General features: G+C 62.8%; 20 protein-coding genes. 17 read left to right on the top strand and 3 right to left on the bottom strand.

Features of this window, described 5'->3' with window-relative positions:
- Positions 1 to 4: 4 nt before the first annotated feature.
- From EKH80_RS13115 to EKH80_RS13090, 6 genes are all read left to right on the top strand, one after another.
- Complete coding sequence (locus tag EKH80_RS13115; RefSeq protein ID WP_425481148.1) at positions 5 to 2,197, top strand: RelA/SpoT family protein; 2,193 nt, start codon at positions 5 to 7, stop codon at positions 2,195 to 2,197.
- A gap of 267 nt (positions 2,198 to 2,464) precedes the next feature.
- Positions 2,465 to 2,848 carry a RidA family protein gene (locus tag EKH80_RS13110; protein ID WP_126685223.1) on the top strand — a complete coding sequence of 128 codons (384 nt, stop codon included), beginning with the start codon at positions 2,465 to 2,467 and terminating at the stop codon, positions 2,846 to 2,848.
- A gap of 59 nt (positions 2,849 to 2,907) precedes the next feature.
- A complete protein-coding gene (gene recG / locus EKH80_RS13105; protein WP_126685222.1) occupies positions 2,908 to 5,022 on the top strand; it encodes an ATP-dependent DNA helicase RecG in 2,115 nt (704 codons plus the stop codon).
- Positions 5,023 to 5,068: 46 nt separating this feature from the next.
- A complete protein-coding gene (locus EKH80_RS13100) occupies positions 5,069 to 6,001 on the top strand; it encodes a nucleoside hydrolase (RefSeq protein WP_126685221.1) in 933 nt (310 codons plus the stop codon).
- Positions 6,002 to 6,111: 110 nt separating this feature from the next.
- Positions 6,112 to 6,357 carry a type B 50S ribosomal protein L31 gene (locus EKH80_RS13095; RefSeq protein WP_126685220.1) on the top strand — a complete coding sequence of 82 codons (246 nt, stop codon included), beginning with the start codon at positions 6,112 to 6,114 and terminating at the stop codon, positions 6,355 to 6,357.
- A 239-nt stretch (positions 6,358 to 6,596) separates the two neighbouring features.
- Positions 6,597 to 7,892 carry a citrate synthase gene (locus tag EKH80_RS13090; protein ID WP_126685219.1) on the top strand — a complete coding sequence of 432 codons (1,296 nt, stop codon included), beginning with the start codon at positions 6,597 to 6,599 and terminating at the stop codon, positions 7,890 to 7,892.
- A 63-nt stretch (positions 7,893 to 7,955) separates the two neighbouring features.
- Here EKH80_RS13090 and EKH80_RS13085 read toward each other — a convergent pair whose 3' ends face one another.
- Positions 7,956 to 8,633, bottom strand: a complete 678-nt coding sequence (locus tag EKH80_RS13085) for a hypothetical protein (RefSeq protein WP_126685218.1) — start codon at positions 8,631 to 8,633, stop codon at positions 7,956 to 7,958.
- Between the two features lie 55 nt (positions 8,634 to 8,688).
- Positions 8,689 to 11,220 carry a penicillin-binding protein 1A gene (locus EKH80_RS13080; protein WP_126685217.1) on the bottom strand — a complete coding sequence of 844 codons (2,532 nt, stop codon included), beginning with the start codon at positions 11,218 to 11,220 and terminating at the stop codon, positions 8,689 to 8,691.
- A 251-nt stretch (positions 11,221 to 11,471) separates the two neighbouring features.
- Between EKH80_RS13080 and EKH80_RS13075 the strand changes: the two genes are divergently transcribed.
- The 11 genes from EKH80_RS13075 to EKH80_RS13025 all read left to right on the top strand — a co-directional run bounded on the left by EKH80_RS13075 (position 11,472) and on the right by EKH80_RS13025 (position 23,865).
- Positions 11,472 to 12,530, top strand: a complete 1,059-nt coding sequence (locus EKH80_RS13075; protein WP_126685216.1) for a pilus assembly protein PilM — start codon at positions 11,472 to 11,474, stop codon at positions 12,528 to 12,530.
- Positions 12,530 to 13,240, top strand: coding sequence for a PilN domain-containing protein (locus tag EKH80_RS13070; protein WP_126685215.1), 711 nt, complete (start codon positions 12,530 to 12,532; stop codon positions 13,238 to 13,240). Before EKH80_RS13075 ends, EKH80_RS13070 begins: the two co-directional genes overlap by 1 nt.
- Positions 13,237 to 13,905, top strand: a complete 669-nt coding sequence (locus EKH80_RS13065; protein WP_425481147.1) for a type IV pilus inner membrane component PilO — start codon at positions 13,237 to 13,239, stop codon at positions 13,903 to 13,905. The genes EKH80_RS13070 and EKH80_RS13065 overlap by 4 nt, the downstream gene beginning before the upstream one ends.
- Entirely contained in the window at positions 13,902 to 14,435 is a 534-nt protein-coding gene (locus EKH80_RS13060; protein WP_126685213.1) for a pilus assembly protein PilP, read from the top strand. Before EKH80_RS13065 ends, EKH80_RS13060 begins: the two co-directional genes overlap by 4 nt.
- 55 nt (positions 14,436 to 14,490) lie before the next feature.
- Entirely contained in the window at positions 14,491 to 16,662 is a 2,172-nt protein-coding gene (locus EKH80_RS13055; RefSeq protein ID WP_126685212.1) for a type IV pilus secretin PilQ, read from the top strand.
- Positions 16,663 to 16,791: 129 nt separating this feature from the next.
- Positions 16,792 to 17,787: an AAA family ATPase gene (locus EKH80_RS13050; RefSeq protein WP_126685211.1), complete on the top strand. Its 996-nt coding sequence runs from the start codon at positions 16,792 to 16,794 to the stop codon at positions 17,785 to 17,787.
- Entirely contained in the window at positions 17,784 to 18,716 is a 933-nt protein-coding gene (locus EKH80_RS13045; RefSeq protein ID WP_126685210.1) for a DUF58 domain-containing protein, read from the top strand. Before EKH80_RS13050 ends, EKH80_RS13045 begins: the two co-directional genes overlap by 4 nt.
- Complete coding sequence (locus EKH80_RS13040) at positions 18,713 to 19,213, top strand: DUF4381 family protein (protein ID WP_126685209.1); 501 nt, start codon at positions 18,713 to 18,715, stop codon at positions 19,211 to 19,213. The genes EKH80_RS13045 and EKH80_RS13040 overlap by 4 nt, the downstream gene beginning before the upstream one ends.
- Complete coding sequence (locus tag EKH80_RS13035) at positions 19,206 to 20,183, top strand: VWA domain-containing protein (protein ID WP_126685208.1); 978 nt, start codon at positions 19,206 to 19,208, stop codon at positions 20,181 to 20,183. The genes EKH80_RS13040 and EKH80_RS13035 overlap by 8 nt, the downstream gene beginning before the upstream one ends.
- On the top strand, positions 20,180 to 22,132 hold the full coding sequence (locus tag EKH80_RS13030) for a VWA domain-containing protein (protein ID WP_126685207.1): 1,953 nt from the start codon (positions 20,180 to 20,182) through the stop codon (positions 22,130 to 22,132). The genes EKH80_RS13035 and EKH80_RS13030 overlap by 4 nt, the downstream gene beginning before the upstream one ends.
- The gene (locus tag EKH80_RS13025; RefSeq protein ID WP_230473666.1) at positions 22,129 to 23,865 is read left to right on the top strand and encodes a BatD family protein; all 1,737 of its coding nucleotides are present in this window, start codon (positions 22,129 to 22,131) and stop codon (positions 23,863 to 23,865) included. Before EKH80_RS13030 ends, EKH80_RS13025 begins: the two co-directional genes overlap by 4 nt.
- Here the strand turns inward: EKH80_RS13025 and EKH80_RS13020 are convergent.
- The gene (locus tag EKH80_RS13020; protein ID WP_126685206.1) at positions 23,852 to 24,373 is read right to left on the bottom strand and encodes an O-acetyl-ADP-ribose deacetylase; all 522 of its coding nucleotides are present in this window, start codon (positions 24,371 to 24,373) and stop codon (positions 23,852 to 23,854) included. The two genes, EKH80_RS13025 and EKH80_RS13020, sit on opposite strands and share 14 nt — an antisense overlap.
- Positions 24,374 to 24,390 lie beyond the last annotated feature (17 nt).

Below are 24,390 nucleotides of genomic sequence, written 5' to 3'. Positions count from 1 at the left end.
CTGCCTGAACGGGCGTCGTGACGCCATGACGACCGCGGCCACGCATCCGGCTTCCGAGGATACGTCCGCCATGCCCCCCTACGTGCTGGCGCTGAAAGAGCGTCTTGCCTACTTGCCCGAGCAGCAGGTAGCCCGCGTGTTGCGCGCCTACCAGGTAGGCGCGGTGGCGCACGAGGGGCAGACACGCAAAAGCGGTGAGCCCTATATCACCCATCCGATCGCCGTGGCCGGCATCCTGGCCGAGTTCGGCATGGATGCGGAAACCATCATCGCGGCGATTCTGCACGACACGCTGGAAGACACCGAACTGACCCGTACCGAGTTGGCCGGCGAATTCGGCGAGCCGGTGGCGGAGCTGGTCGACGGTGTCACCAAGCTGGACAAGATGCGCTTCTCCAGCCGCCAGGAGGCCGACGCGGAAAGCTTCCGCAAGATGCTGCTCGCGATGGCGCGCGATCTGCGTGTGATCCTGATCAAGCTGGCCGATCGTCTGCACAATATGCGCACGCTCGGCGCGAAAGATCCCGAGTCACGCCGCCGCATCGCGCGCGAGACGCTGGAAATCTATGCACCGATCGCGCAACGGCTTGGCATGAACAAGATCAAGGCGGAGCTGCAGGACCTGGGCTTTCGCGCTTGGCACCCGGACCGGTATCGCGTGATCAGCGAGCGCATTCGCGCGGCGCTGGGCAATCGCCGCGAAGCGATGAGCCGCATCGAAGGCGCGCTCACTGCGCGCCTGGTCGAGGAGCGCATTCCGGTGCGTGTGGTCGGACGCATCAAGTCGCCGTGGAGCATCTATTCCAAGATGCGCAGCGAGCACAAGAGCTTTGCCCAGTTGATGGACGTGTACGGTTTCCGGGTGGTGACCGATACCGCGATGAGCTGCTACATGGCGCTGGGCGTCGTGCACGCGCTCTACAAGCCGGTCGACCGCCGCTTCAAGGACTTTATCGCCATTCCGAAGGCGAATGGCTACCAGTCGCTGCACACCGTATTGCTTGGGCCCTTCGGGGCGCCCATTGAAGTACAGGTCCGTACCGAAGAGATGGACTCGGTGGCCGAACGCGGGGTAGCGGCGCACTGGGCCTACAAGACGGAAAGCGGCCCCGCCAACAGTGCACAGGCGCGTGCGCGCGAATGGCTTTCCGCGCTGGCCGACAGCCAGGCGAACACGCCGTCGGCGGCGGAATTCATCGAGAACGTCAAGATCGATCTGTTCCCGGACGAGACCTATCTGTTTACGCCGCGCGGCGACATTCTTTCGCTGCCGCGCAACGCGACGGCACTGGATTTTGCCTATGCCGTGCATACCGACGTGGGCGACCACGCGGTCGCTGCGCGCGTCGACAAGAAGCTGTTGCCGCTGCGTACCCGACTGGAGTCCGGGCAGCTGGTCGAAATCATTACCGCGCCTTCGGCGATGCCCAATCCGGCCTGGCTGGAATTCGTGGTCACCGGCAAGGCACGTACCGCGATCCGCCAGTACCTGAAGCATCTGCAGCATGAGGATGCGGTGGATTTCGGCCATCGCATGCTCGACCGCGCGCTGGATGCACTGGGCACCAGCCTGGACTCGATCCAGTCGGCGGCGCTGGAAAAATTCCTGCACAAAGCCAAGCTCAAGCGCCTGGAGGAGCTGCTGGCCGATATCGCGCTGGGCAACCGCATGCCTGACCAGGTCGCCAGCCAGTTGGTGGCCGCGCGGGGTAGCAGCTCCGCGCGTGGCGCGCCGATCACGCATCCGACGGAAAAGATCCATATCACCGGCGCCGAACGCGGTGTGCTGAGCTTTGCCAACTGCTGTCATCCGCTGCCGGGCGATGAGATCGTCGGCTACCTGTCGCCGGGCAAAGGCATCGTCGTGCATCGCACCGAGTGCCCGAACATGACCGAGCTGAGCAAGTCGTCGCCGGAGCGTTGCGTGGACATCGAGTGGGATCGCGACGTGCAGGGCGACTACCGGGCCGAACTGCGCATCGAGGTGATCAACCGTCCGGGCGTGCTCGCCACGGTGGCGGCTGCGATCGCAGCTGCCGATTCCAATATCGAAAACGTGGAATACGTCGAACGGGACATGTCCGCCGCCACCTTGCTGTTCACTATCGAGGTGAGGAACCGCAAGCATCTGGCCGAAGTGATCCGGCGCGTGCGGCGAACGGGTGTGGTGAGCGGAGCCTATCGCTATCCGCTTTAGGGAAGCTCTGATCTATTCAGGGCTTCCGCGGTGCAAGGATGCACCGCCCACAAAGCAAGCACGTGAGTGCTTGATTCGTGGTAGTCGCGTGCGGACATGCGCCGCGTCTGAAAAAAACCATGACGGATTTTTTTGGACCATCCTTAAGTTGGGGTGCAAACCCAGCATCGCGATGTGCGTGCATGGCAATATTGGCGCTTGCTCCCCAGCCTACGCCTCGTTTCTCTTTCTAGTTAGACTGTCGCGACTATCTCACGAGGTTGCGCCATGCCCCGCACCATCATCGCCACCGACAAAGCCCCCGCTGCCATCGGCCCGTACTCGCAGGCCGTACGTTCCGGCAATACGGTGTACTTCTCCGGCCAAATTCCGCTCGATCCGTCCAGCGGCGCGCTGGTGGAGGGTGATATCAGCACGCAGGCGCGTCGTGTGTTCGACAATCTCAAGGCGGTGGCCGAAGCCGCCGGCGGTTCGCTGGCGCAGGTCGTGCGCGTCGGCATCTACTTGACCGATCTGGCGAACTTCGCAGCAGTCAATGCCGTGATGAGCGAGTATTTCCAGCAGCCGTATCCCGCCCGCTCCACCATCGAAGTCTCCGGTCTGCCCAAAGGCGCGCAGGTCGAGGTGGACGTTATCATGGTGCTCGACTGAAGCTTTCCGGCGAAGACTGCTGACATTCTGCGCCGGCGTGCTCAGTTAGCCTTACCGCAATGGCCGCTCCGAAACCCCAAACTGCCGTAGTGACGACCGAAGACGTAGGCAAGCTGCCGGTAACGGTGCTCGGTGGTATCGGGCCCGCTTTGCTCGAGTCGCTGGGGCGGCTCGGTTTGCATCGTGCGCAGGATCTATGGTTTCACCTGCCGTTACGCTACGAAGATCGTACGCATCTGACGCCGCTGGCGGATTTGCGTCCGGGCATGCGTGCGCAAGTGGCCGGCACGGTGGAAGCCGTGGAGAAAGGTTTTCGCTACCGCCCGCAACTCAAGGTGGCGATCGGCGACGATGCGATGCAAACGCTGCTGCTGCGTTTTTTTCATTTCAACCGGGTGCAGGCAGAGCAGTTCCGCGTGGGCACGCGTGTGCTTTGCTACGGCGAGGTGCGCCAAGGCAATGGCAGCCTGGAGATGGTGCACCCGCAGTATCGGCGCCTTACGGAAGATGCTCCAGTCGTGCTCGATGAACGCCTTACGCCGGTCTATCCAGCCACCGAAGGGCTTGGGCAGAAGCGTTTGGGTGGCGTCATCGAGAAGGCCCTGCAGCGCCTGCCGGACGAAGCCGAGTTGGAGCTGATCCCGCCCGGGTTGTGCGCGAAATTCGGCTTGACCTCGCTGCGCGAGGCACTGTTGTACGTACATCGACCTCCGCCCGATGCGCGCATCGACCAGCTGATTCAAGGCCACCATCCCGCGCAGCAGCGCCTGGCGTTCGAGGAATTGCTCACCCAGCACATGAGCTTGAAGCGCTTGCGCGCGGCCGTGCGCGAGCGCCGCGCGCCCGTCTTGGGTGGTGACGGCACGCTACGAGAGCGTTGGCTTCGATCACTGCCCTTCCAACTGACGAAAGCGCAACAGCGTGTCGTCAAGGAAGTCGCTGCAGACATCTCGCAGCCGCGCCCCATGCTTCGCTTGGTGCAAGGCGATGTCGGCTCCGGCAAGACGGCGGTGGCCTGCGCCGCGGCGCTGGCGGCGGTCGAGGCGGGCTTCCAGGTCGCTCTGATGGCACCGACGGAATTGCTCGCGGAACAGCATCTGCGCAATTTTCGTCATTGGCTGGAGCCGCTGGGCATACAGGTCGAATGGCTGGCCGGCAAGCAGCAAGGCAAGGCGCGCCAGCACGCCTTGCGGCGCGTGGCCGAGGGCGCGGCGATCGTGATCGGTACCCATGCCTTGATGCAGGAAGGCGTGGCGTTTGCGCGGCTCGGCTTGGTGATTGTCGATGAGCAGCACCGCTTCGGCGTGCAGCAACGGCTGGCCTTGCGTGACAAGGGCTTGGAGGGGGAGCTTGTGCCGCATCAGCTGGTGCTCACGGCAACACCCATCCCGCGCACATTGGCGATGAGCGCCTATGCCGATCTGGATATATCCGCCATCGATGAGCTGCCGCCGGGCCGCACGCCGGTGCAGACGATTGCCATTTCCAATGCACGCCGCAACGAGGTCATAGAACGAATTCGGGCGGCTTGCGTGGAGGGACGCCAGGCCTACTGGGTGTGCACCCTGATCGAAGAATCCGAGCAACTTCGCGCGCAGGCCGCTGAGGCGGCCCATGCGGAGCTTTCGCATGCGCTGGCCGAGCTCCAGGTGGGGCTGATTCACGGACGCATGAAGCCGAAAGAAAAGCAGGCGGTGATGGATGCGTTCAAGACCGGCGAGCTTTCGTTGCTGGTGGCGACTACGGTCATCGAGGTGGGCGTGGATGTGCCCAATGCCAGCTTGATGGTGATCGAGAACAGCGAGCGCCTCGGGCTGGCGCAACTGCATCAGTTGCGTGGGCGAGTAGGGCGCGGTGCAGTTGCCTCCAACTGTGTGCTGCTTTACCAGCCGCCGCTGGGGCAGCTCGCGCGCGAACGCCTACAGGTGATGCGTGAAACCAACGATGGTTTCCGTATCGCCGAAAAGGACCTGGCATTGCGCGGCCCCGGCGAAGTGCTGGGTACGCGCCAGACTGGCCAGCTGAGTTTCCGCATGGCCGACCTGGCACGCGATGCCCACCTGCTGCCGACGGTGCAGCAGGTGGGGGAATACATGCTGACGCACCATGCGGAGCAGGCGGTGCGTCTGATCGAGCGCTGGATCGGTGGCGCGGCGCGCTATGCAGGCGCCTGAGAAGCAGGTAGCTTGAAAGAAATCCAACTGCAGCATTGATGCTTAGATGACCAGACCGCAACTCCTGATCGACACCGATCCCGGCGTGGACGATGCCCTGGCGATCCTGATGGCACACGCCCATGCGGATGTACTCGGCCTCAGCATCGCGGCCGGCAATGTCGGCCTTGCTCATACCACCCGTAATGCGCGCACCTTGGTGGATCTGCTCGGTGCATCCACGCCGGTGTTTGCCGGCTGCCCTACGCCGTTGGTGCGTTTGCCCGAGGAAGACGCGGCATTCGTGCATGGTCATGATGGTCTGGGCGATGTTGGTTTTTCGGAGCCTGCCGCCGCAGCGACCGATGAGCACGCGGCGTTTGCGATACTGCGACTGACGCGCGAGCACCCGGGCGAGATCACCCTGGTGGCGCTGGCGCCGCTGACCAATCTTGCGCTGGCGTTGCGGCTGGATCCTTCGCTGCCGCAGCGCGTGAAGCGGCTGGTGGTCATGGGCGGTGCAGTCACCGGGCATGGCAATACCGGTCGCGTGCCGGCCGAGTTCAATGTCGGTTTCGACCCCGAGGCGGCGCATGTCGTGTTCGAGAGCTTTCCCGACTTCGATCTGGTCGACTGGGAAATCACCTTGCGGCATGCCTTCGACGAGGATGAATTCGACCAGTGGCTGGCTGCTGGTGATCATCGGGCGGAATTCTTCGGCCGCGTGTTCCAGGTGGCCCGCCAGACCAATAGCGAGCGCGGACGGCGCGGCATCATTGCCGCCGATGCCCTGGCGATGGCGGTGGCCATCGACCCCTCCGTGGTGGTGCGCAGCGAGCGCCGTCGGGTTGGCGTGGAACTGGATGGCCGCCTGACCCGCGGCGCTACCGTGGTGGACTGGGGCGGTCGGCTGGGTCAGCGGGCCCAGGCCAACCTGGTGCTGGAGCTCGATCAAGCGAAGTTCGCAGCCATGGTGCGGCGAGCCCTGGGGAGCCTCTGATCGTCCTGCGGCACTCTTCACTGGCCCATGCGCGCCAACTGGAGCAGCTTGACCCATCCTTGCCGCTGTCGATACAATACCGCTCTTTTCACGCACGCTTTGAGTCCGTCATGAAGCCCGATATCCATCCGAATTACCGCCAGGTGGTGTTCCAGGACCTTTCGTCCGACTTCGCGTTTCTGACGCGTTCGACGATTGCCAGCAAGGAATCCATCAAGTGGGAAGACGGCAACGAGTACCCGCTGATCAAGGTGGATATCTCCAGCCATTCGCACCCGTTCTACACCGGCAAGCAGAAGGTGGTTGACGCCGGCGGCCGCGTGGACAAGTTCCGTCGCCGTTACGCGCAGAAGTAATCATTCCGTCAACCTGCCCTACGGGGCGGGGACAGCGATGCCAGACAGGGCAGGCCAGGCGCCTGCCCTGTCTGTTTGTGTCTGTCAATCGGACCATGCGGCCTCGGATGTCACGAGGATGATGTGCGATAATGGTTCGGATACATCGCTAATTTTCCCCAAAACGATGTGCCTTTCCCTCGCCGGCTGGTTGCCGTTTTGCGGTTGCCCCGGTGGCGACCCATGCGTAGGAGGTTTCCGTGTCCGATCCCAAGTCCGTCAAGCTGGTTGATGAGTCCAATGGCCGCAGCAGCGAGCTCCCTCTGCTGAGCGGCACGATGGGCCCCGCCTGCATCGACATCGCGCCGCTGTACAAGGACACCGGGCATTTCACCTACGACCCCGGTTACGGCAGCACCGCCAGCACCAAGAGCGCCATCACCTACATCGATGGCGATCAGGGCGTGCTGATGTATCGCGGCTATCCCATCGAGCAACTGGCTGAGAAGTCCAGTTTCCTCGAAGTGGCGTATCTGCTGCTGCACGGGGAGCTGCCGAATCAGACCCAGTTTGCTTCGTTCGAAAACGACATCACGCATCACACGATGATGCACGAGTCGCACAAGAACTTTTTCCAGGGGTTTCACCACGACGCCCACCCGATGGCCATGCTGGCCGCTTCGGTAGCGTCATTGTCGGCCTTCTACCACGACGACCTGGACGTCGATAATCCGGAAGACCGCCAACTCGCTGCCATCCGCCTGCTGGCGAAGATGCCGACCATCTCCGCCGCCTGCTATCGTTACTCGATCGGCTGGCCGTTCCGCTACCCGCGCAACAACCTCGAATACGTCAACCGCTTCCTGCACATGATGTTCGAGGTGCCGAGCGAGCCGCTGGAGCTCAGCCCGGTGTTTGCGAAGGCCTTGGACCTGCTGTTCATCCTGCATGCCGATCACGAGCAGAATGCCTCGACCTCCACGGTGCGCCTGGTCGGCTCCACCGGTGCCAATCCGTATGCGTCGATTGCCGCTGGCATCACTGCGCTGTGGGGCCCGGCACATGGCGGCGCCAACGAAGCCGTGCTGAAGATGCTCGAAGAGATTGGTTCGCCCGACAAGGTGGAAACCGCGGTCAAGCGCGCCAAGGACAAGAACGACAACTTCCGCCTGATGGGCTTCGGCCATCGCGTCTACAAAAACTTCGACCCGCGCGCGAAGATCATTCGCGAGATGTGCCACAAGGTGCTGGCCGAGCTGGGCGTGAACGACCCGCTGCTGGACGTCGCGATGAAGCTGGAAGAAGCCGCGTTGAAGGACGACTACTTCGTCGAGCGCAAGCTATACCCGAACGTCGATTTCTATTCCGGCATCATCTACAAGGCCTTGGGCATTCCCACCGAAATGTTCACTGTGATGTTCGCCATCGCTCGTACGGCCGGCTGGATCGCGCACTGGATCGAGCAGCACGAAACCCCAGGCTCACGCATCGGCCGTCCGCGCCAGCTCTACGTGGGTGCGACCAATCGCGATTACGTGGCGATGGACAAGCGCTGATCGACGCGTTAGAGCATTCTCATGAAAACGCCCGGTCATTCCGGGCGTTTTTGTTTGCATCGGTTATTTGAGCGCGGCAGCCAATTTGCGCTCGAAATCATCCTGCGCGTCCTCTTCCTCCGCCAGCATGATCTCCACCGAAGCCTGCGATGCGCGTCGCATCGGCTTTTCGTCGACGCGGTCGAGCGGCGCCTGGCGCAGGGCGTTGTGGGGCAGCACGGTAAGGTCGAACGGAAGATTGTCGGCGGCGAACAGCAATACCGGATATTCGACCTGTTCGTCACGCGTGATGCGTAAGCGACGCGTCTGCATTTCGAACGGCACGCCGTGTTCACGCAGATAAATGCCCACGGCTTCAGGATCGTCGCTGAAGACGTGCAGGCACACGGCCGAATGCGTATCAGCGGTGCCTTCGAGCACTGCACCGACCAGGCGCGGTTCAAAGCGCTGCAGGAAGCGCATGGCTTCGACCGCAGCCTCGCGCCTTGCCCTTAACAACTTGGGCTGGCTTTCCGATAGAAACAGGCGCTGATGCTCGCGCAGCGCCTCTTCGATTTCATGGTTGCGGGGAAGCGCCTGCTCGTCTTGCACGCCGAGACGTTCGGCGGCCTTGCGCTTGGCGCGTTGGAAGTCGCGGATGCCGTGCTCGCTCATCAGGCGCGCCGCCTCCTGGGCGACGCGTAGCCGGTTGCGCTGCACACGGTCTTGCGCGTGGATGCGGTGGTGTTCACCTCGTGCCATGCTGCAACCCTCTTGCGAAGTGCAAGGCAAGACTACCGGAAATGATCAAAAATTATCAAAAGATGTCGTTAGTCTGCTGCTGATCCTGGCTCTGTTGCTGCTGTGTGGCCTGGTTGTGCAGGCGGTCGATATCTTCCACCTTGAAGATTTCCTGCATGGCATCCGGGTCTACCTGAGCGGTCGGCAGACCATTTTCGCGGCTGATCGCCATGCTGGTGATGCCTGGCGGCATCGGCAAGCTCTTTTCGGGCGCACCCTTCAGTACCTCGCCCTCGTAGTCGATCCAGATCGGCAGGGCCGCCTTGGCCCCGAATTCACCCTTGCCCAATGAGCTGAAATCGTCGAAGCCAACCCACACGGCGGTCGACTGGTCGCCGTTGAAGCCGACGAACCAGGCATCGCGATGGTCGTTGGTCGAGCCGGTCTTGCCGGCCAGGTCGTTGCGGTTGAGTGCTTTCGCCGCATAGCCCGTGCCCATGGGCGACTGGATGACGTCCTTCATCAGCGAAGTGACCAGGTAGTCGTTGCGGATATCGATCACGTGCGGCGCCAGCACCGGCGGCGCCTTGCCGCCGTTGTGCACGTCGGCAGGCAGGGCCGTTTCGCCTGCCATGGCCACACTCGCGGCGGGGGCAGGTGCGTTCGACGAGCTGGCCGATACGCCATTGGTCAGCATGTTCGCCGGCGGCGGGGCTGGCGGGCTGTTCTGCAGCAAGCGCTCCGAGCAGTCCGCACAGGCACGGGCCGGGTTGGCCACGTACACCGGCTTGCCGCTACGGTCATCGATTTCGCTGATGAAATACGGCGTGACCAGATAGCCGCCATTGGCAAACACCGCGAAGCCGCGCGCCATGCTCAACGGCGATACGGAGGCTGTTCCCAGTGCCATCGAAAGATTGTTCGGCAGCGCATCGGGCGGGAAACCGAAGCGTGTGGCGTAGTCGCGCGTGTAGCGCACGCCGATGGCATCGAGCAATCGCACCGATACGAGGTTCTTCGATTCGATCAGGGCCTCGCGCAGGCGGATCGGGCCCGAGAACTTGCCGTCGTCGTTGCTTGGCGTCCACAGTCCGTTCGGCTGCGAGGGATCGGGCAGGGCGATCGGCGTATCGTTGATGATGGAGGCCGGCGTATAGCCGCGCTCGAAGGCTGCCGAATAGATGAAGGGCTTGAAGCTCGAGCCGGGCTGCCTGGCGGCCATCACCGCGCGGTTGAACTTGCTGCGCTGGAAGTTGAAGCCGCCGATCAGTGACTGGATCGCTCCGCTTTCCGGATCGAGCGATACCAGCGCGACCTGCGCCTTCGGTATCTGCGTAAGCTGCCATACGCCCTTGTCATCGCGAACCACGCGAATGACGTCGCCGGGCTTGAGGACGGTGTCGACCTTGGTCGGGGCGGCACCGGTCCGGCTCTCATTGACATAAGGGCGTGCCCAGTCCATGGCCTTGAGGTCAAGCTTGATCACCAGCTTGCCCGGCAGGAAAACCGAGGCTTCGGTGGCGGAGGAAGCAATGACCAGGCCCGGGGTGAGCCCCGCCACTTCCATATAACTGGAGAGCAGGTTGACATAATCGGCATCACCGGCGTTCGGGGGTAGCTGCTCATGCGCTTCCGGGCCACGCCAGCCGTGGCGATGGTCGTAAATCGCCAGGCCATCGCGCACGGCCGCAACTGCCGCAGTTTGTCGGGTACTGACCAACGTGGTCTTGACCACGTAACCCTCGGTCAAGGCATCGTTGCCGAGGCGATCCAGTGCCTGCAGGCGCGCCATTTCTGCCAGGTAGGGGGCATCCACCTGGATCGGCTGTTCGTGCGGGGTGGCGTTGTCCGGCGCATTGATCGCCTGGTCGTACTGTGCCCGGTTGATGTAACGGTGCTCCAGCATCTGGCCCAGCACCCAGTTGCGCCGGGCCACCAGGCGCTGGGTGTTGGTGAGCGGGTTGACCGCAGAAGGCAACTGGAAGGTGGAGGCGATGGCGGCACATTGGGCTACGTCGAGCTGGTCCAGCCGCTTGCCGTAGTAGTACTCCGCCGCTGCCGCCACCCCATAGGACCGGTGACCCAGGAACATCTTATTGAGGTACAGCTCAAGGATCTGATCCTTGCTCAGGGTGCTCTCCATGCGCAGGGCAATGAACATTTCGATCAGCTTGCGCGAGTAGAGTTTTTCCGGGCTCAGGAAGAAATTGCGCGCCACCTGCTGGGTGATGGTGGAGCCGCCCTGGGTCTTGTTGCCGCCGGAGGCCAGTACGTGCAACCCGGCGCGCATCACGCCGCGCCAATCCACCCCCGGATGCTGGTAGAAGTCGGCGTCTTCGGCCGATAGCACCGCATGCTTGAGCATGTCCGGTACCTGGTCCATCGAGACCGGGACGCGGCGCGTCTCACCGAAGGTTGCGATCAACTGGCCGTCCGTGCTCACCACACGGAGCGGAACTTGCATGTGGTAATCCTTGAGCACGTCCACCGACGGAATGCGTGGGGAGACCAGCCAGTAGGCTACCCCGATGGCGGCGGCGATCAGCAGGAGTCCGCTGAAGCCCAGGATCAGCAGCCAGCGCAGAAGGGCTTTAAAAAATCGCGACATGTGGTTGTTGTAGCGAGACCTGAGTCAAAACAGACCAAAGTATAGATGTAGCAGTATGTGTGCCAGCAGCAGCGGGTTAGCAAATCCTTAATCTCGGCACCGGCGGGTTGGTCCAAATGTGCAGGACATCACGCCAAAAGTCTCGAAGAACATCGCGTAGGCCGTTGCTATTGCATTAATTTTTGGTTTTAATGGCCCGGCAATCCTGCCAGTAACTGGCGGAAGCGCCAGGGGTCAAGGGGGAAGTCATCGTGGGGCTCTTTACACCCAAGAAGCCGCCGCTGGTCGGCGTCGACATCAGCTCGACCGCCGTCAAGCTGCTGCAGCTCAGCCAAGCAGGAGGCCGCTACCGCGTGGAACACTACGCGATCGAGCCGCTGCCCCCCAACGCGGTGGTCGAAAAGAACATCGTCGAGGTCGAGGCGGTGGGCGAGGCGGTACGCCGCGCGCTCTCCCGATCCGGAGCGAGGGTCAAGCACGCCGCCGCGGCAGTGGCAGGTTCCGCAGTGATCACCCGCATCGTGCCGATGCCGGCGGAACTGTCGGATGAGGACCTGGATGGCCAGATCCATGTCGAGGCGAACCAGTACATCCCGTACCCGATCGAGGAAGTAAGCCTCGACTTCGAGGTACTCGGTCCGGTCCGCGACAACCCCGAAATGAACAACGTGCTGCTGGCCGCTTCGCGCACGGAAAACGTGGACATGCGCGTGGCCGCGCTCGACCTGGGCGGGCTAACCGCCCAGGTGATCGACGTCGAGGCCTTCGCGATGGAGAACGCCTTCACGCTGATCGCCGACCAGTTGAACGTCGGGCGTGACGCACTAGTGGCGGTGATTGATATCGGCGCGACCATGACCACGCTCTCGGTGCTGAAGAACCAGCGCACGATCTACTCGCGCGAGCAGGTCTTCGGCGGCAAGCAGCTCACGGATGAAATCATGCGCCGCTACGGCCTTTCCTACGAGGAAGCCGGCCGCGCCAAGCGCAAGGGCGGCCTGCCGGAATCCTACGAGACCGAAGCGCTGCAGCCTTTCAAGGAATCGCTGGTGCAGCAAATCAGCCGCCTGCTGCAGTTCTTCTACGCCGGCAGCGAGTTCAGCAAGGTCGACCAGGTGGTATTGGCCGGCGGTTGCGCCTCCATCGAGGGCATCAACGCGATGCTCGAGGAGCAGCTCGGTTTGCCGTGCGTGGTGGCCAATCCGCTGGCGCGCATGTCGCTCTCTAGTAGGGTGCAGGCGCAGTCGCTGACCCAGGATGCGCCGGCGCTGATGATTGCGGTCGGGCTTGCCATGAGGAGTTTCGACTGATGGCACGCATCAACTTACTTCCCTGGCGCGCCGAGCGCCGCAAGATCCGCCAGCGCGAGTTCTTCATGCAGCTGGGCGCCGCAGCACTCGCCGGGATAGGCGTGATGCTCCTGTGGTGGTTCTGGATGGACATGCGCATCGACAATCAGAACGAGCGCAACACCTACCTGCAGGACCAGATCAAGCAGGTGGATGTGCGCCTGGAAAAAATCAAGGATCTGGAAAAGGTGCGCGCCCAATTGCTGGCGCGCAAGCAAATCATCGAGCAGTTGCAGGCCAATCGCGCGCAGATGGTGCATCTGTTCGACGAACTGGTGAAGACCATTCCCGGCAGTGTGCGCCTGGACTCCATCAAGCAAAACGGCGACCAGATGGTGTTGGGTGGAGTGGCGCAATCCAACGCCAGCGTTGCCGAGTACATGCGCAATATCGAGACGTCACCGTGGATGGGGCAGTCCGACCTTAGCAAGACCGAGAACACGCATGATGCCACGCGCATGCCGTTTGGTTTTGGCCTGACGGTGGCGCTCTCCAAGCCCAAGGAAGAGAGCACCGGGCAGAGTGCGTCCGGCGCTGCACCGGCCTCGGCGAGCACGAGCGCCACCCCGACCACGCCAGTCGCCGCCAAGCCTCCTGTTACAACACCCCCTGCACCTGCGCCCGTCCCGGCCAAGCCGAGCGCCGCGCCAGCCAAGGGAGGGGCTCACTGATGAAACTCTTCGACGATCTGCGCAGTCTCGACCGCAACAACATCGGCGGCTGGCCGAAGTCAGTCAAGACGTTTTTCACGGTGCTGCTGTTCCTGGTGATCATGCTGATCGGCTGGTACATGGTGATCAGCGATCAGCAGGACACGCTGCAGAACCTTGCCGGCAAGGAGGAGGGTCTCAAGCGGGAGTTCTCCGACAAGCAGGCCAAATCGGTCAATCTCGAAGCCCTGCAACAGCAGTTGGATGAAATGAAGGACATGCTGCGCCAGCTGCTGCGCCAGCTGCCCAGCAAGACCGAAATGCCCGAACTGCTGGTGGATGTATCGCAGACGGCACTGTCGGCAGGCCTGCAGCAGGAGCTGTTCCAGCCGGGTACCGAAATTCCAAAGGATTTCTACGCGGAAAAACCCATCCAGCTGAAAATGGTCGGCACCTACCACCAATTCGGCTCCTTCATCAGCGGTGTAGCGTCATTGCCGCGTGTGGTGATTCTCACCATGCATGACGTTTCGCTGACACCGCTCAATCCGCCGGGCAAGGGCGCCGAGCCCGCTTCCAACCAGTTGCTCGTGCTGCAGGGTACGGTGAAGACCTATCGCTACCTCGAAGACTCCGAAACCAGCGAGGCCGGCAACAAGGCGAAGAAGCCCGGGGGGCAGAAATGAGAGCCATGACTGCCATGAAGCCGGCCCGCCTGGCGAAGCTGTCGCTGGTGGTCGCAACCGCGCTCGTCCTGAGCGGTTGCACGCGCGGCATGTCCGATCTGCGTGACTGGGTTGCGCAGGAAAAAGCCAAGCGTGGTGCTCCGATCCCGGCCTTGCCGGTGATCAAGACTTTCGAGAGTTTCACCTACAACGATCAGGACAAGCGCGATCCGTTCAGCCCCAGCCAGGACGAGTTGAATCAGGGCAACGGTCCGCGACCGGACGAAGGCCGCCCGCGCCAGCCGCTCGAGGCCTACGCGCTGGATAGCTTGAGGATGGTTGGCACGATCGGTGCCGGATCCGGCACGGAGGCACTCATCAAGGACCCGGGCGGCGTGATCCATCGCGTGCACATCAATGAATACATGGGCCAGAACTACGGCCGCGTCTCCGCCATCAGCGGTGACCACGTCGAGCTGGTCGAATTGGTTTCCAACGGCAATGGCGGCTGGATGGAACGTCCGGCCAGCATCGCGCTTGAGGCGAAATAGGAATACAGGGGCTGATGCCATGACCAATCCCAACCAAACAGTCCGGAGTCGCGCCATGCACCTGGCCAGCCGTTGCCTGATGACCGTGATGGTGCTGGGCGCTGCAGCCTGGGCGACCACCGCTGCAGCAACCAGCACGCTGCAAAACATCACCTACAAGCCTTTGTCCGGCGGTAAGGTCGAAGTGCGTATGAACTTCGACAGCAACCAGCTGCCGCAGCCCAACATCTTCACGACGGAAACCCCGCCGCGTATCGCGATCGACTTTCCGGATACCACCAATGACGCTGCACGCCATCAGGACATCGGCGTGGGCACCACGACCGGCGTGTCGGCCATTGCGGCCGGCGGACGTACGCGCGTCGTGGTCGAACTGATGCAGGCATCCACGTACAAGTCGCGAGTGGAAGGCAACAGCCTGGTGTTGGTGGTCAACAACGGCACGCAGTCGCAGCCGGTGACCACGGCGGCCAGCATCGATCCTTCCAAGGCGTTGCCGTCGGCGCAGAATGGGCCGGCGATCAGCAACATCGACTTCCAGCGCGGTGCCAACGGTTCCGGCCGCGTGCTGATCAATTTCAACGGTAGCGGCGCGAATGCGAACATGCATCGCGAAAACGGCAACATCACCGTCGATGTCGTCAACGCACAGCTCCCAGCGGACCATGCGCAGCGCTTGAATGTGCTCGACTTCGCCACGCCGGTGCAGTCGATTTCGCCGAAGGCCACGCCGAGCGGTGCGCATATCGACATCGCCTATAGTGGCGACGTGGAAACTTCCTCCTACCAGACCGGCAACCAGTACGTCATAGAGGTGATGCCGAAGAAACAGGAAGCGAAGAACACCAATCCTGCTTCCGAAGCGCAGCCGGTCTACACGGGCAACCGCGTGACCTTCAACTTCCAGGACATCCCGGTGCGTTCGGCTCTGCAATTGCTGGCTGACGTGTCGGGCGTGAATCTGGTTGCTTCCGATACCGTGGGCGGCAGTGTGACACTGCGTCTGGTCAACGTGCCGTGGGATCAGGCGCTGGATGTGGTGCTGCGCGCCAAGGATCTGGACAAGCGCCGCGACGGCAACGTGATCTGGATTGCGCCGCAGAAGGAGCTGGCCGATTACGAGCAGAGCCTTGCCGACGCGCGCTTCAAGGCGCAAGACAACGCGCCGCTGATCACCACTTACATTCCGATCAGTTATGGCAAGGCTCAGGAGATTACCAAGCTGCTGACCACCGGTGCCCAGCAAAGCCAGGGTGGCAGTAGCGGTGGAGCGGGCGGTGCGGCTACCCAGCATCGTGGCTTCCTCTCGCCGCGCGGTAGCGTGACCTTCGATCAGCGCACCAATACCTTGCTGCTCAACGATACGGCCGAAAAAACCGCCGAGGTCCGTGCGATCGTCGCGCAGCTGGATCGTCCGGTGCAGCAGGTGCTGATCGAGTCGCGCATCGTGATCGCGACCGACGACTTCGAGCGTGACCTGGGTGTTCAATGGGGTATCAACGGCCGGCACATCAACCCGAGCGGCCAGACACTGTCACTGGGCAGCGGCTTGCTGCCGGCGACGACCAGCGGCACCACCACCACCACTTACAACGGTTTGCAGAATTACCAGTCAGTCAATCTGCCGGCTACGCCGAGTACCGGCACCGCCTCGACCATCGCCGCCGCGATCCTTGGCAAGAATTACGCGTTGGATCTGGAGTTGTCTGCCGCACAGTCCGAAGGGCGCAGCCAGCTGGTCTCCAGTCCGCGCGTGATCACTGCCAACCAGCAGGAAGCCGATATTCGCCAGGGTCAGGAAATCGGCTACGTCACCTTCCAGAACAGCGTGGGTGGCGGTGGCGGCAGCGGTACGGCCACGGTGGCATTCAAGGATGCGGTGCTGGAGCTCAAGGTCACGCCGACCATTACCGCCGACAACCGCGTCTTCCTGGCCATCAACGTGAACAAGGATTCGCTGCACAACTACATCACCGTGCCGGGTAGTGGCCAGGTGCCGGTGATCGATACTCGCTCGCTCAATACCTCGGTGCTGGTGGACAACGGGCAGACAGTGGTGCTGGGCGGTATCTACGAAATCAGCAAGACCGACAACCTGAACAAGGTGCCGTGGCTGGGCGACATTCCCGGGGTAGGTTTCCTGTTCCGCAGTACTCAGCGCGTCAACAACAAGGGCGAACTGCTGATCTTCGTGACCCCGCGCATCCTCAGCGACAGCCTGCAATAAGCGTGGGATTCACTTAAAGCGAAAAGGGGCGGCCTGTGTGCCGCCCCTTTTGCTTTGCAACAGGCAAGCGGCCAAACTTTCCTACGGCAGCGTGGTCTCAAACCCCACCCAGCGGTACAGGATTTTCGGATGGACATGCCCCACGCCCCCACCCTCGGGCATCTGCAAACAGTGTTTTCCCGTCTCCGCGACGGATTGCGGCAACAGATCATCGGCCAGCCGCGGCTTATCGATTGCCTGCTGATCGCCCTGCTGGCGGATGGCCACCTGCTGGTTGAAGGCGCGCCGGGCCTGGCCAAGACCACCGCGGTGAAGGCTCTGGCCACGCGTATCGACGCCGATTTCCATCGCGTGCAATTCACCCCGGACCTGCTGCCCGCCGACCTCACCGGCACCGATGTATTCCGCCCGCAGTCCGCTACCTTCGAGTTCGAACGCGGGCCGCTGTTTCACAACATCGTGCTCGCCGACGAAATCAATCGCGCGCCTGCCAAGGTGCAGTCGGCGCTGCTGGAGGCGATGGCGGAGCGGCAAATCACCGTGGGACGCAACACCTGGCGCCTGCCGGAACTGTTCATGGTGATGGCGACCCAGAACCCGATCGAGCAGGAAGGTACTTTCGCGTTGCCCGAGGCACAGCTCGACCGCTTCCTGCTGCATGTGACGATCGGCTATCCCGATGCGGCGGCCGAGTTGGCGATACTGCGCCTGGCGCGCGAGCAGGCTGCCAAGCCGGCATGCACATCCGTTGCCACCACGCCATTGCTGTCGCAGGAAGATGTCTTTGCCGCGCGCCAAGCCGTATTGGGGGTGCACGTGGCGCCCGCCCTGGAGCAATACCTCGCGCAATTGGTGCTGGCCACGCGAGATGCTGGTCAATACGGCCCCGAACTCAAACGCTGGATCGCCTGGGGCGCGAGTCCGCGCGCCACCATTGCCTTGGACCGCGGTGCTCGCGCTCACGCGTGGCTGGCCGGACGTGACTTTGCGCTGCCGGAAGACGTGCACGCCATCGTCCATGAAGTGCTGCGTCACCGCGTGCTGCTCAGCTATGAAGCGGAAGCCGAAGGCATCCGCAGCGACAAGGTCATCGATCGCTTGCTGGATCTCGTTCCGTTGCCGTGAACATTGTCGCAGCCAATCAAGTGGATGGCGACGGGCGCGTCCGCGTTTCCCTGGCGGAACTGATCGCCCTGCGCGGTCGTGTGGCACGTTTGCGCATGCCGCCGCAGGATAGTCGCGCAACACGAGTGGGCACACAAACCAGCCGTTTATATGGTCGAGGCATGGACTACGCCGAATCCCGCGCCTACCAGCCCGGCGATGACGTGCGCCGGCTGGATTGGCGCCTGACCGCGCGCAGCGGCCGTCTGCACACCAAGTTGTTTCAGGAGGAGCGCGAGGGGCAATTGCTGATTTTGTTCGATCAGCATCCAGGCATGCGCTTTGGTACACGCGTGCGCTTCAAGTCCGTGCAGGCCGCCCGTGCTGCGGGCTTGGCCGCATGGCATGCGGTCAAGGCCGGTGAGCGTGTGGGAATGATGGTGTTCGGCGAGAGCAGCCACCTGCAACGTCCCCGTGCGGGTTTGCGTGGAGCGTTGGATGTCTGTGGCGCATTGGCAACATCTGATGCCGTGACATCCGGCCAGAGCGAGCCGCTATCGCAGGCGTTGCAGCACGTGATCAAACTGCAGCATGGCGCCAATCGCGTGTTGCTCATCAGCGACGGGCAGAGCAGCGATCCAGCGTCGCGCGATCGTCTGCTGGAAATGCTTCGCCATACGGCAATACGTATTTTGATCGTCGCCGACGCGCTGGAACTGCAGCCGGCACCGGCGGGCAGCTATCCCATTGAACATGGAGGCCTGCGGCAGCGGCTGAACCTACAATCCGAGCCGCAACGACTGGCGTTCCAGCAAAGTCTGGGCGAAGGGCAGGCGAGGCTTGCAGCGATGGCGGCATCGCTCGGGATTCCTCATCGCGTCATCGATACTGCCGCCGATCCACTGGATGCGATCAGTGCGCTGCTGCGCAATGCGGGGGGGCGGCGATGAGTACGTGGTTCCCGCAGCAGGACAGCTTGCCGCTGCGCGACATCCATCTGCCAGCCGCCCCGCCATGGTGGCCGCCTGCACCGGGATGGTGGCTATTGTTTGGCGGGATATGCCTGGCTGTGGCGACCGGCTATCTGTTCTTTCGCCGGGTGCGCAGGGCGCGGATCTGGCGGGCACGCGTGCTGGCCCAAATCAGGCAACTGGCGGGCCGTCACGCCAGCGATGATGTTGCACACGCCACAGCGTTGCATCAGCTTCTACGTCGGGCCGCGCGGTGTTACGCAGCTGACTCCCACCATTTGCAGGGCGAACCCTGGCGAAGAGTGTTGGCACGGGTGCCGGTCGACAACGCTACGCTCGATACGCTGATGACCCTTGAAGCGTGCATGTATCAACCTCGTGCGGGATTCGATCGGGTTGCCGCCGAAACTGCGGTACAGCGCTGGCTGCAGGCAGCATGGCGGCACGTGAAGCCGATGGAGAGCGGAGATGCCTGAGTTCGCATGGCCCTGGGTATTCGCACTGCTGCCGCTGCCGTGGCTGGTATGGCGCATCCTGGGGCCGGTCGCGCCGGGGCTGGCGCTACGCCTGCCGTATGCATCACTGTCATGGAACGCAGGCGGCCAAGTCTCTACGCGCAGCTTAGCCCCCTGGCTGCTGGCGCTCGGTTGGTTGAGTTTGCTCGTTGCCGCTGCGAGGCCGCAGATCGTGGGGCCACCGCAAGCGCAAACGCGTAGCGGCCGAGCGATGATGCTTGCGCTCGATCTTTCCGGCAGCATGCAGACGCCAGACATGGTGCTGGGTGGCCAGCAGCTCAGCCGTTTTGGTGCGGTGGAGGCGATTGCGGGCGATTTCATTTCACGCCGTAGCGGGGACGAACTCGGCCTGGTGCTGTTCGGTACTCGTGCATTTCTGGTGACGCCACTGACCTACGACCTCGGCGCAGTACGTGCGCAGCTAGAGGGCGCCGAGGTGGGACTGCCAGGTACCGAGACCGCCATCGGCGATGCGATCGCCGTGGCGGTGAAGCGCTTGGCCGGCTTGCCGGAACAGGCCCGCATACTGATCCTGCTGACCGATGGCGTGAACAACTCCGGCAGCATCTCGCCGCAGGATGCCGCACGTGCCGCCAAAGCCGCCGGGGTACGCATCTATACCATCGGCATTGGTGCAAACCGCATGGTCGTTCCAGGGTTGTTAGGCGATCGGGTGATCAATCCTTCGGCCGACCTGGATGCGGACATGCTCACTTACATCGCGCATGAAACCAGCGGCCAGTTCTATCGCGCTACCGATGGCAACCAGCTCGCCGATGCTTATCGTGCCATCGACGCCCTGGAACCCATGCCCCAGCAGGGACGCGAGTTCCGCTTGCATCATGAATTGTTTCGCTTGCCGTTGGTGTTGGCCGGCGCCTGTTTGCTGTTCGGGTTGCTTTGGTCTCGCTGGAGAGAGGCGGGCGTATGAGCGAGGCGCTGCACCAATTTCATTTCCTGCAGCCGTTATGGTTGTTGGGACTGCTGGCGTTGCCGCTGTTGGTGTGGCTCGGCACGCGTGGTGACGTTGCTCAGCGTGCGCTTGGTCGACTGGCCGATCCAGCACTGCTGCCGCACTTGCTCAGCGGCCGCGAGCGTTACAGCCGAGCACCCTCGGGTTTGCTCGCCCTTGGGTGGACATTGGGCGTACTGGCTTTGGCAGGGCCGAGCTGGAGCCGGATGACGGAGCCGATGTTGAATGATCGCGCTGCGCAGGTTGTCGCGCTGTCCCTATCGCAACATATGCTGGCGCGCGACGTGTTGCCGAACCGCATTGACCGTGCGCGCTACAAGGCACGCGATCTGCTGGCGGCCAACCCAAATGGTTTGAACGCACTGATTGGCTACGCCGGCCAATCCTTCGTGGTGGCGCCACTGACCAGCGATGCCCACAGCTTGGATGCATTGCTTGAGGCCATGTCGCCGGACGTGATGCCGGTCGATGGCGACAATGCCGCGCAAGCCATTGCCCAGGGCGTGAAACTGATGCACGACGCCAAGCTGGACAGCGGCTCGATCGTTTTGGTGACCGACGATGCCGATGTCGGCGCGCAAGCAGCAGCGCGTGCGGCGTTGTCTGGCGGCGTGCATGTTTCTGTGCTGGGCATCGGTACTATGCAAGGCGCGCCAATCTCCAAGGCCGATGGCGGCTTCGTGCACGACGATCAGGGCAATATCGCCATCGCCCGTCGCAACGACCAGGATTTGCGCGCCCTCGCCGAAGCGGGTGGCGGCCTCTATGTGACGATGGGTGCAGGCAACGAGGACGTCACTTCGTTGCATGCTCAATTGCATCCCGCACAGCACGCATCTGCTGCGGAGGGGCAGCAAGCGGACGCGTGGCAAGACCGCGGCCCTTGGTTGTTGTTGCCGCTGCTGCTGGTTACCGCCACGGCATTCCGGCGTGGCTGGATCTTGCTGCTGCCGCTGGTCTTGCTGCCGCTGCTGCCCGCTCCCGCCAGGGCGGCGGATTGGCGCGATTGGTGGCAGCGCCCGGATCAGCAGGCGGCCAGTGCGTTGCGTCAGGGGGACGCTGGCAAGGCACAGCGGCTCGCTCAGGACCCAGCGTTGCGAGGTGCTGCGGCCTACCGCGCCAAGGATTTCGCTGCGGCAGTAGAAGCACTGCAGCACGTCAACGGCACAGATGCTCAATACAACTTGGGCAACTCGCTTGCCCAGTTGGGTCGCTATCAAGACGCCATCAAAGCCTATGACTACGCGTTGCAACTTGATCCGCGCAATGCAGATGCGCAAGCTAACCGCAAGCTGGTAGAGGCAGCGATGCGCGAACAACAGCAGCAGGCGCAATCGTCTTCGCCACAACAGCACTCGGGCGGGCAGGGCGGCCGGAACAACTCCAGCGGCCAGGCCGGGCAATCGCCAGGCCAGCAGCATGGTCAGTCTGATCAGCCGCCGCCCCCAGCGGGCGACAAGCAAAGCCAAGAGCAAGCGCGGAAAGGGCAAGAACAACAAGCTAATGCGCAAAAAGATAATGGCGCGCAAAACGAGTCGCCTGCAGCCAACGGCAGGCCAATGCAAGACAGTCAGCGCGATATGAATGCTTCATCGCCACAGAGCGCATCGAAGCAAGCCCCTGCTCCTGCGTCGACCAGCGAGCGGGCACGCGCAGCCGAAGCACAGCAGGGGTTGCGGGCTCAAATGGATCAAGCCTTGGTTGGCGCGCAACGCAAATCCACAGCTGCGCCCGCGTATGAACTGGGAGGCGTCGATAGTGACGATCCGCTGTCCAAGCTACCCAACGACGTGCGCCATGACCTGCAGCGCGTGCCCGACGATCCAGGCGGATTGTTGAGAAAGAAGTTCGAGTTGGAATACCGCACGCGCATGAGCGGGCAGGCGGTGGAAGGAGATCGGCCGTGAGGCGGCGTTGGTTGCTGAGTCTTTTCTGTCTGTTGTGGCCGTGGATGGCCATGGCCGCCAAGGTGCAGGCCACCTTGGATCGCACCGACGTGCATCTTGGCGAAACGGTCACGCTCAACTTGCACATCGGGGACGCCGTCAGCGCCAGTACGCCCGATCTCAGCGCATTGGTTCGCGATTTCGAAGTGCTGCGTACTTCCACCAACAGTTCGCTAAGCCTGATCAACGGCCGTCAGAGGGCCGAATTGATCATAGGTGTCGCATTGCGTCCCAGGCATGAGGGCGATCTCAAGATTCCGTCCTTGACCGTCGCCGGCAGCCAGACCAATCCATTGAATTTGCATGTCGGGCCAGCGGATATTTCTGCGGGCGCCGATGCGGGCAAGGACGTATTCGTGGAAGCAACCGCGAGCTCCAATCGCGTCTACGCCGGGCAGCAGATTCTTTATACCGTACGCCTCTTTTACAGCGGCGATCTTGACGGCGGCAGCCTGCCCAATCCGGATGCCGGCGACGCAGAGCTGCGCCAGCTCGGCAACGACATCAGCTACGAATCAGTTCGCCATGGCCGCCGCTACCATGTCGTCGAGCGCCGCTATGCGCTTACGCCGCGACATGCCGGCGCACTGACCATCCCGGCCATCGAATTCCAGGGCGAGATGATCGATCGCGGCAATCCCAGCGATCCGGGCGGCTTTTTCAATCCCGGTGGCCTGTTCGGCAACACGACGCCCGTCAGCGCGGATTCGCCGCAAGTAAAGATCGACGTTGAGGCACCGCTCGCGAATTGGGGAGAAACCAGCTGGCTTCCCGCGCGCTCGTTGTCGCTCAGCCTGCAAGGCCTGCCGGGCGACGACAAAATTTCCGCCGGGCAGCCGCTCAACCTGCGCCTGAGCGTGGATGCGCAAGGCCTGTCGGGCGATGCGCTGCCTACGCTCAGCTTGCCGGCGATCGATGGCGCCACGGTTTATCCCGATCAGCCCAGCACCAGCACCCATGACGATGGCGAATGGCTGATCGGGCATAGCGAACGTGGATTTGCGATTTTCCCGCAGCATGCGGGCTCGCTGACCCTTCCGCCAATCACCCTTACCTGGTTCGAGGTGCAAAGCGGGCAGAAGCGTGTCGCCACTATTCCGTCGCACACCCTGACCGTGCTGGCGGCGAATGGCACCCAGGCTGCGGTTGCCCCAGGTACGCAGCCTGATGTGGTTGCTCCGCCCACAACGACTGTCAGTATGCCTTCGCCAGCCAACGCACAATCCGCGCCAGCAAGATCATCTACGCCCTGGCGCTGGATCGCTCTGGGCAGCATCGCTTTGTGGCTGCTCAGCGCGGCAGCATTCGCGTGGCTTTACCGGCGCAGGCATTCTCCGACGCCGCCTCCGGCAAAACAGCATGTCGAATCGATCGACTCCTCCCGAGCGCAGCGCCAGGCATTCCTTGATGCGGCGCGTGGCGAAGATCGTCCTGTCCAGGCCCAGCGCCTGCTCGCCTGGGCGCGCGCCGAACGGCCGGGATTACGAAATCTGGGACAGGTCGCCAGTGCTCTGGACTCCGGCGAGCAGCGTGCCGCCATTGAACTGTTGCATCGCGCGCAATATGCCGACGTTCGCGTGGAAAAGCGCATCGATCTGGCTGCGGCTTTCGACCATGGATTGGCGTGGCGGCAGGAAGACGAGGCAGAGCCGGAATTGCCGTTGCCGCCGCTTTATCCGTTCAAGCTCGATTGAGCGCGTCTCGCCAAATCGACGCCATACGCTCGTCGAAGCAGCAAAGCTGCACGTCTATCGCAGCGTGGGCCTTGAGCACCTCCCGCAAGGCGGTGACGGCTACGCTTGCGGCCTGTTCCGGCGGGTAGCCGTACACTCCGCAACTGATCGCCGGAAAGCCGACGCTGCGGACCTCGTGTCTGGCAGCCAGTGTGATCGATGAGCGGTAGCACTGAGCCAGCAGCTGAGGCTCGCCGTGATCACCGCCCTTCCACACCGGTCCCACCGTATGGATCACATAGCGCGCCGGCAGCAGGAAGCCAGGCGTGATGCGCGCCTCGCCCGTTGGGCAGCGTACGCCGGGGGCGACTTGCGGCAAGGCCTTGCAAGCCTCCAGCAAGCTGGGGCCGGCAGCGTGGTGGATAGCGCCATCCACGCCGCCCCCGCCCAACAGGGTGGGGTTGGCGGCGTCCACGATGGCGTCCAGGACCAACCGGGTCAGGTCGGAAGTGACAACGCTAATAGGCATATTTGGGCTTATGCTTG

The organism is Dyella choica (assembly GCF_003977665.1).
Classification (GTDB): Bacteria; Pseudomonadota; Gammaproteobacteria; order Xanthomonadales; family Rhodanobacteraceae; genus Dyella_B; species Dyella_B choica.
Note: the sequence above shows the minus strand (reverse complement) of the source record. Positions and strands in the feature narration are given on the sequence as shown.

Excerpts from the sequence above, each read along its gene's own strand:
- EKH80_RS13050 (WP_126685211.1), top strand. The coding sequence starts at position 16,792 with ATGGACATGCCCCACGCCCCCACCCTCGGGCATCTGCAAACAGTGTTT.
- EKH80_RS13110 (WP_126685223.1), top strand. The coding sequence starts at position 2,465 with ATGCCCCGCACCATCATCGCCACCGACAAAGCCCCCGCTGCCATCGGC.
- EKH80_RS13030 (WP_126685207.1), top strand. The coding sequence starts at position 20,180 with ATGAGCGAGGCGCTGCACCAATTTCATTTCCTGCAGCCGTTATGGTTG.
- EKH80_RS13040 (WP_126685209.1), top strand. The coding sequence starts at position 18,713 with ATGAGTACGTGGTTCCCGCAGCAGGACAGCTTGCCGCTGCGCGACATC.
- EKH80_RS13080 (WP_126685217.1), bottom strand. The coding sequence starts at position 11,220 with ATGTCGCGATTTTTTAAAGCCCTTCTGCGCTGGCTGCTGATCCTGGGC.
- EKH80_RS13085 (WP_126685218.1), bottom strand. The coding sequence starts at position 8,633 with ATGGCACGAGGTGAACACCACCGCATCCACGCGCAAGACCGTGTGCAG.
- recG (WP_126685222.1), top strand. The coding sequence starts at position 2,908 with ATGGCCGCTCCGAAACCCCAAACTGCCGTAGTGACGACCGAAGACGTA.
- EKH80_RS13035 (WP_126685208.1), top strand. The coding sequence starts at position 19,206 with ATGCCTGAGTTCGCATGGCCCTGGGTATTCGCACTGCTGCCGCTGCCG.
- EKH80_RS13055 (WP_126685212.1), top strand. The coding sequence starts at position 14,491 with ATGCACCTGGCCAGCCGTTGCCTGATGACCGTGATGGTGCTGGGCGCT.
- EKH80_RS13095 (WP_126685220.1), top strand. The coding sequence starts at position 6,112 with ATGAAGCCCGATATCCATCCGAATTACCGCCAGGTGGTGTTCCAGGAC.
- EKH80_RS13060 (WP_126685213.1), top strand. The coding sequence starts at position 13,902 with ATGAGAGCCATGACTGCCATGAAGCCGGCCCGCCTGGCGAAGCTGTCG.
- EKH80_RS13070 (WP_126685215.1), top strand. The coding sequence starts at position 12,530 with ATGGCACGCATCAACTTACTTCCCTGGCGCGCCGAGCGCCGCAAGATC.
- EKH80_RS13020 (WP_126685206.1), bottom strand. The coding sequence starts at position 24,373 with ATGCCTATTAGCGTTGTCACTTCCGACCTGACCCGGTTGGTCCTGGAC.
- EKH80_RS13100 (WP_126685221.1), top strand. The coding sequence starts at position 5,069 with ATGACCAGACCGCAACTCCTGATCGACACCGATCCCGGCGTGGACGAT.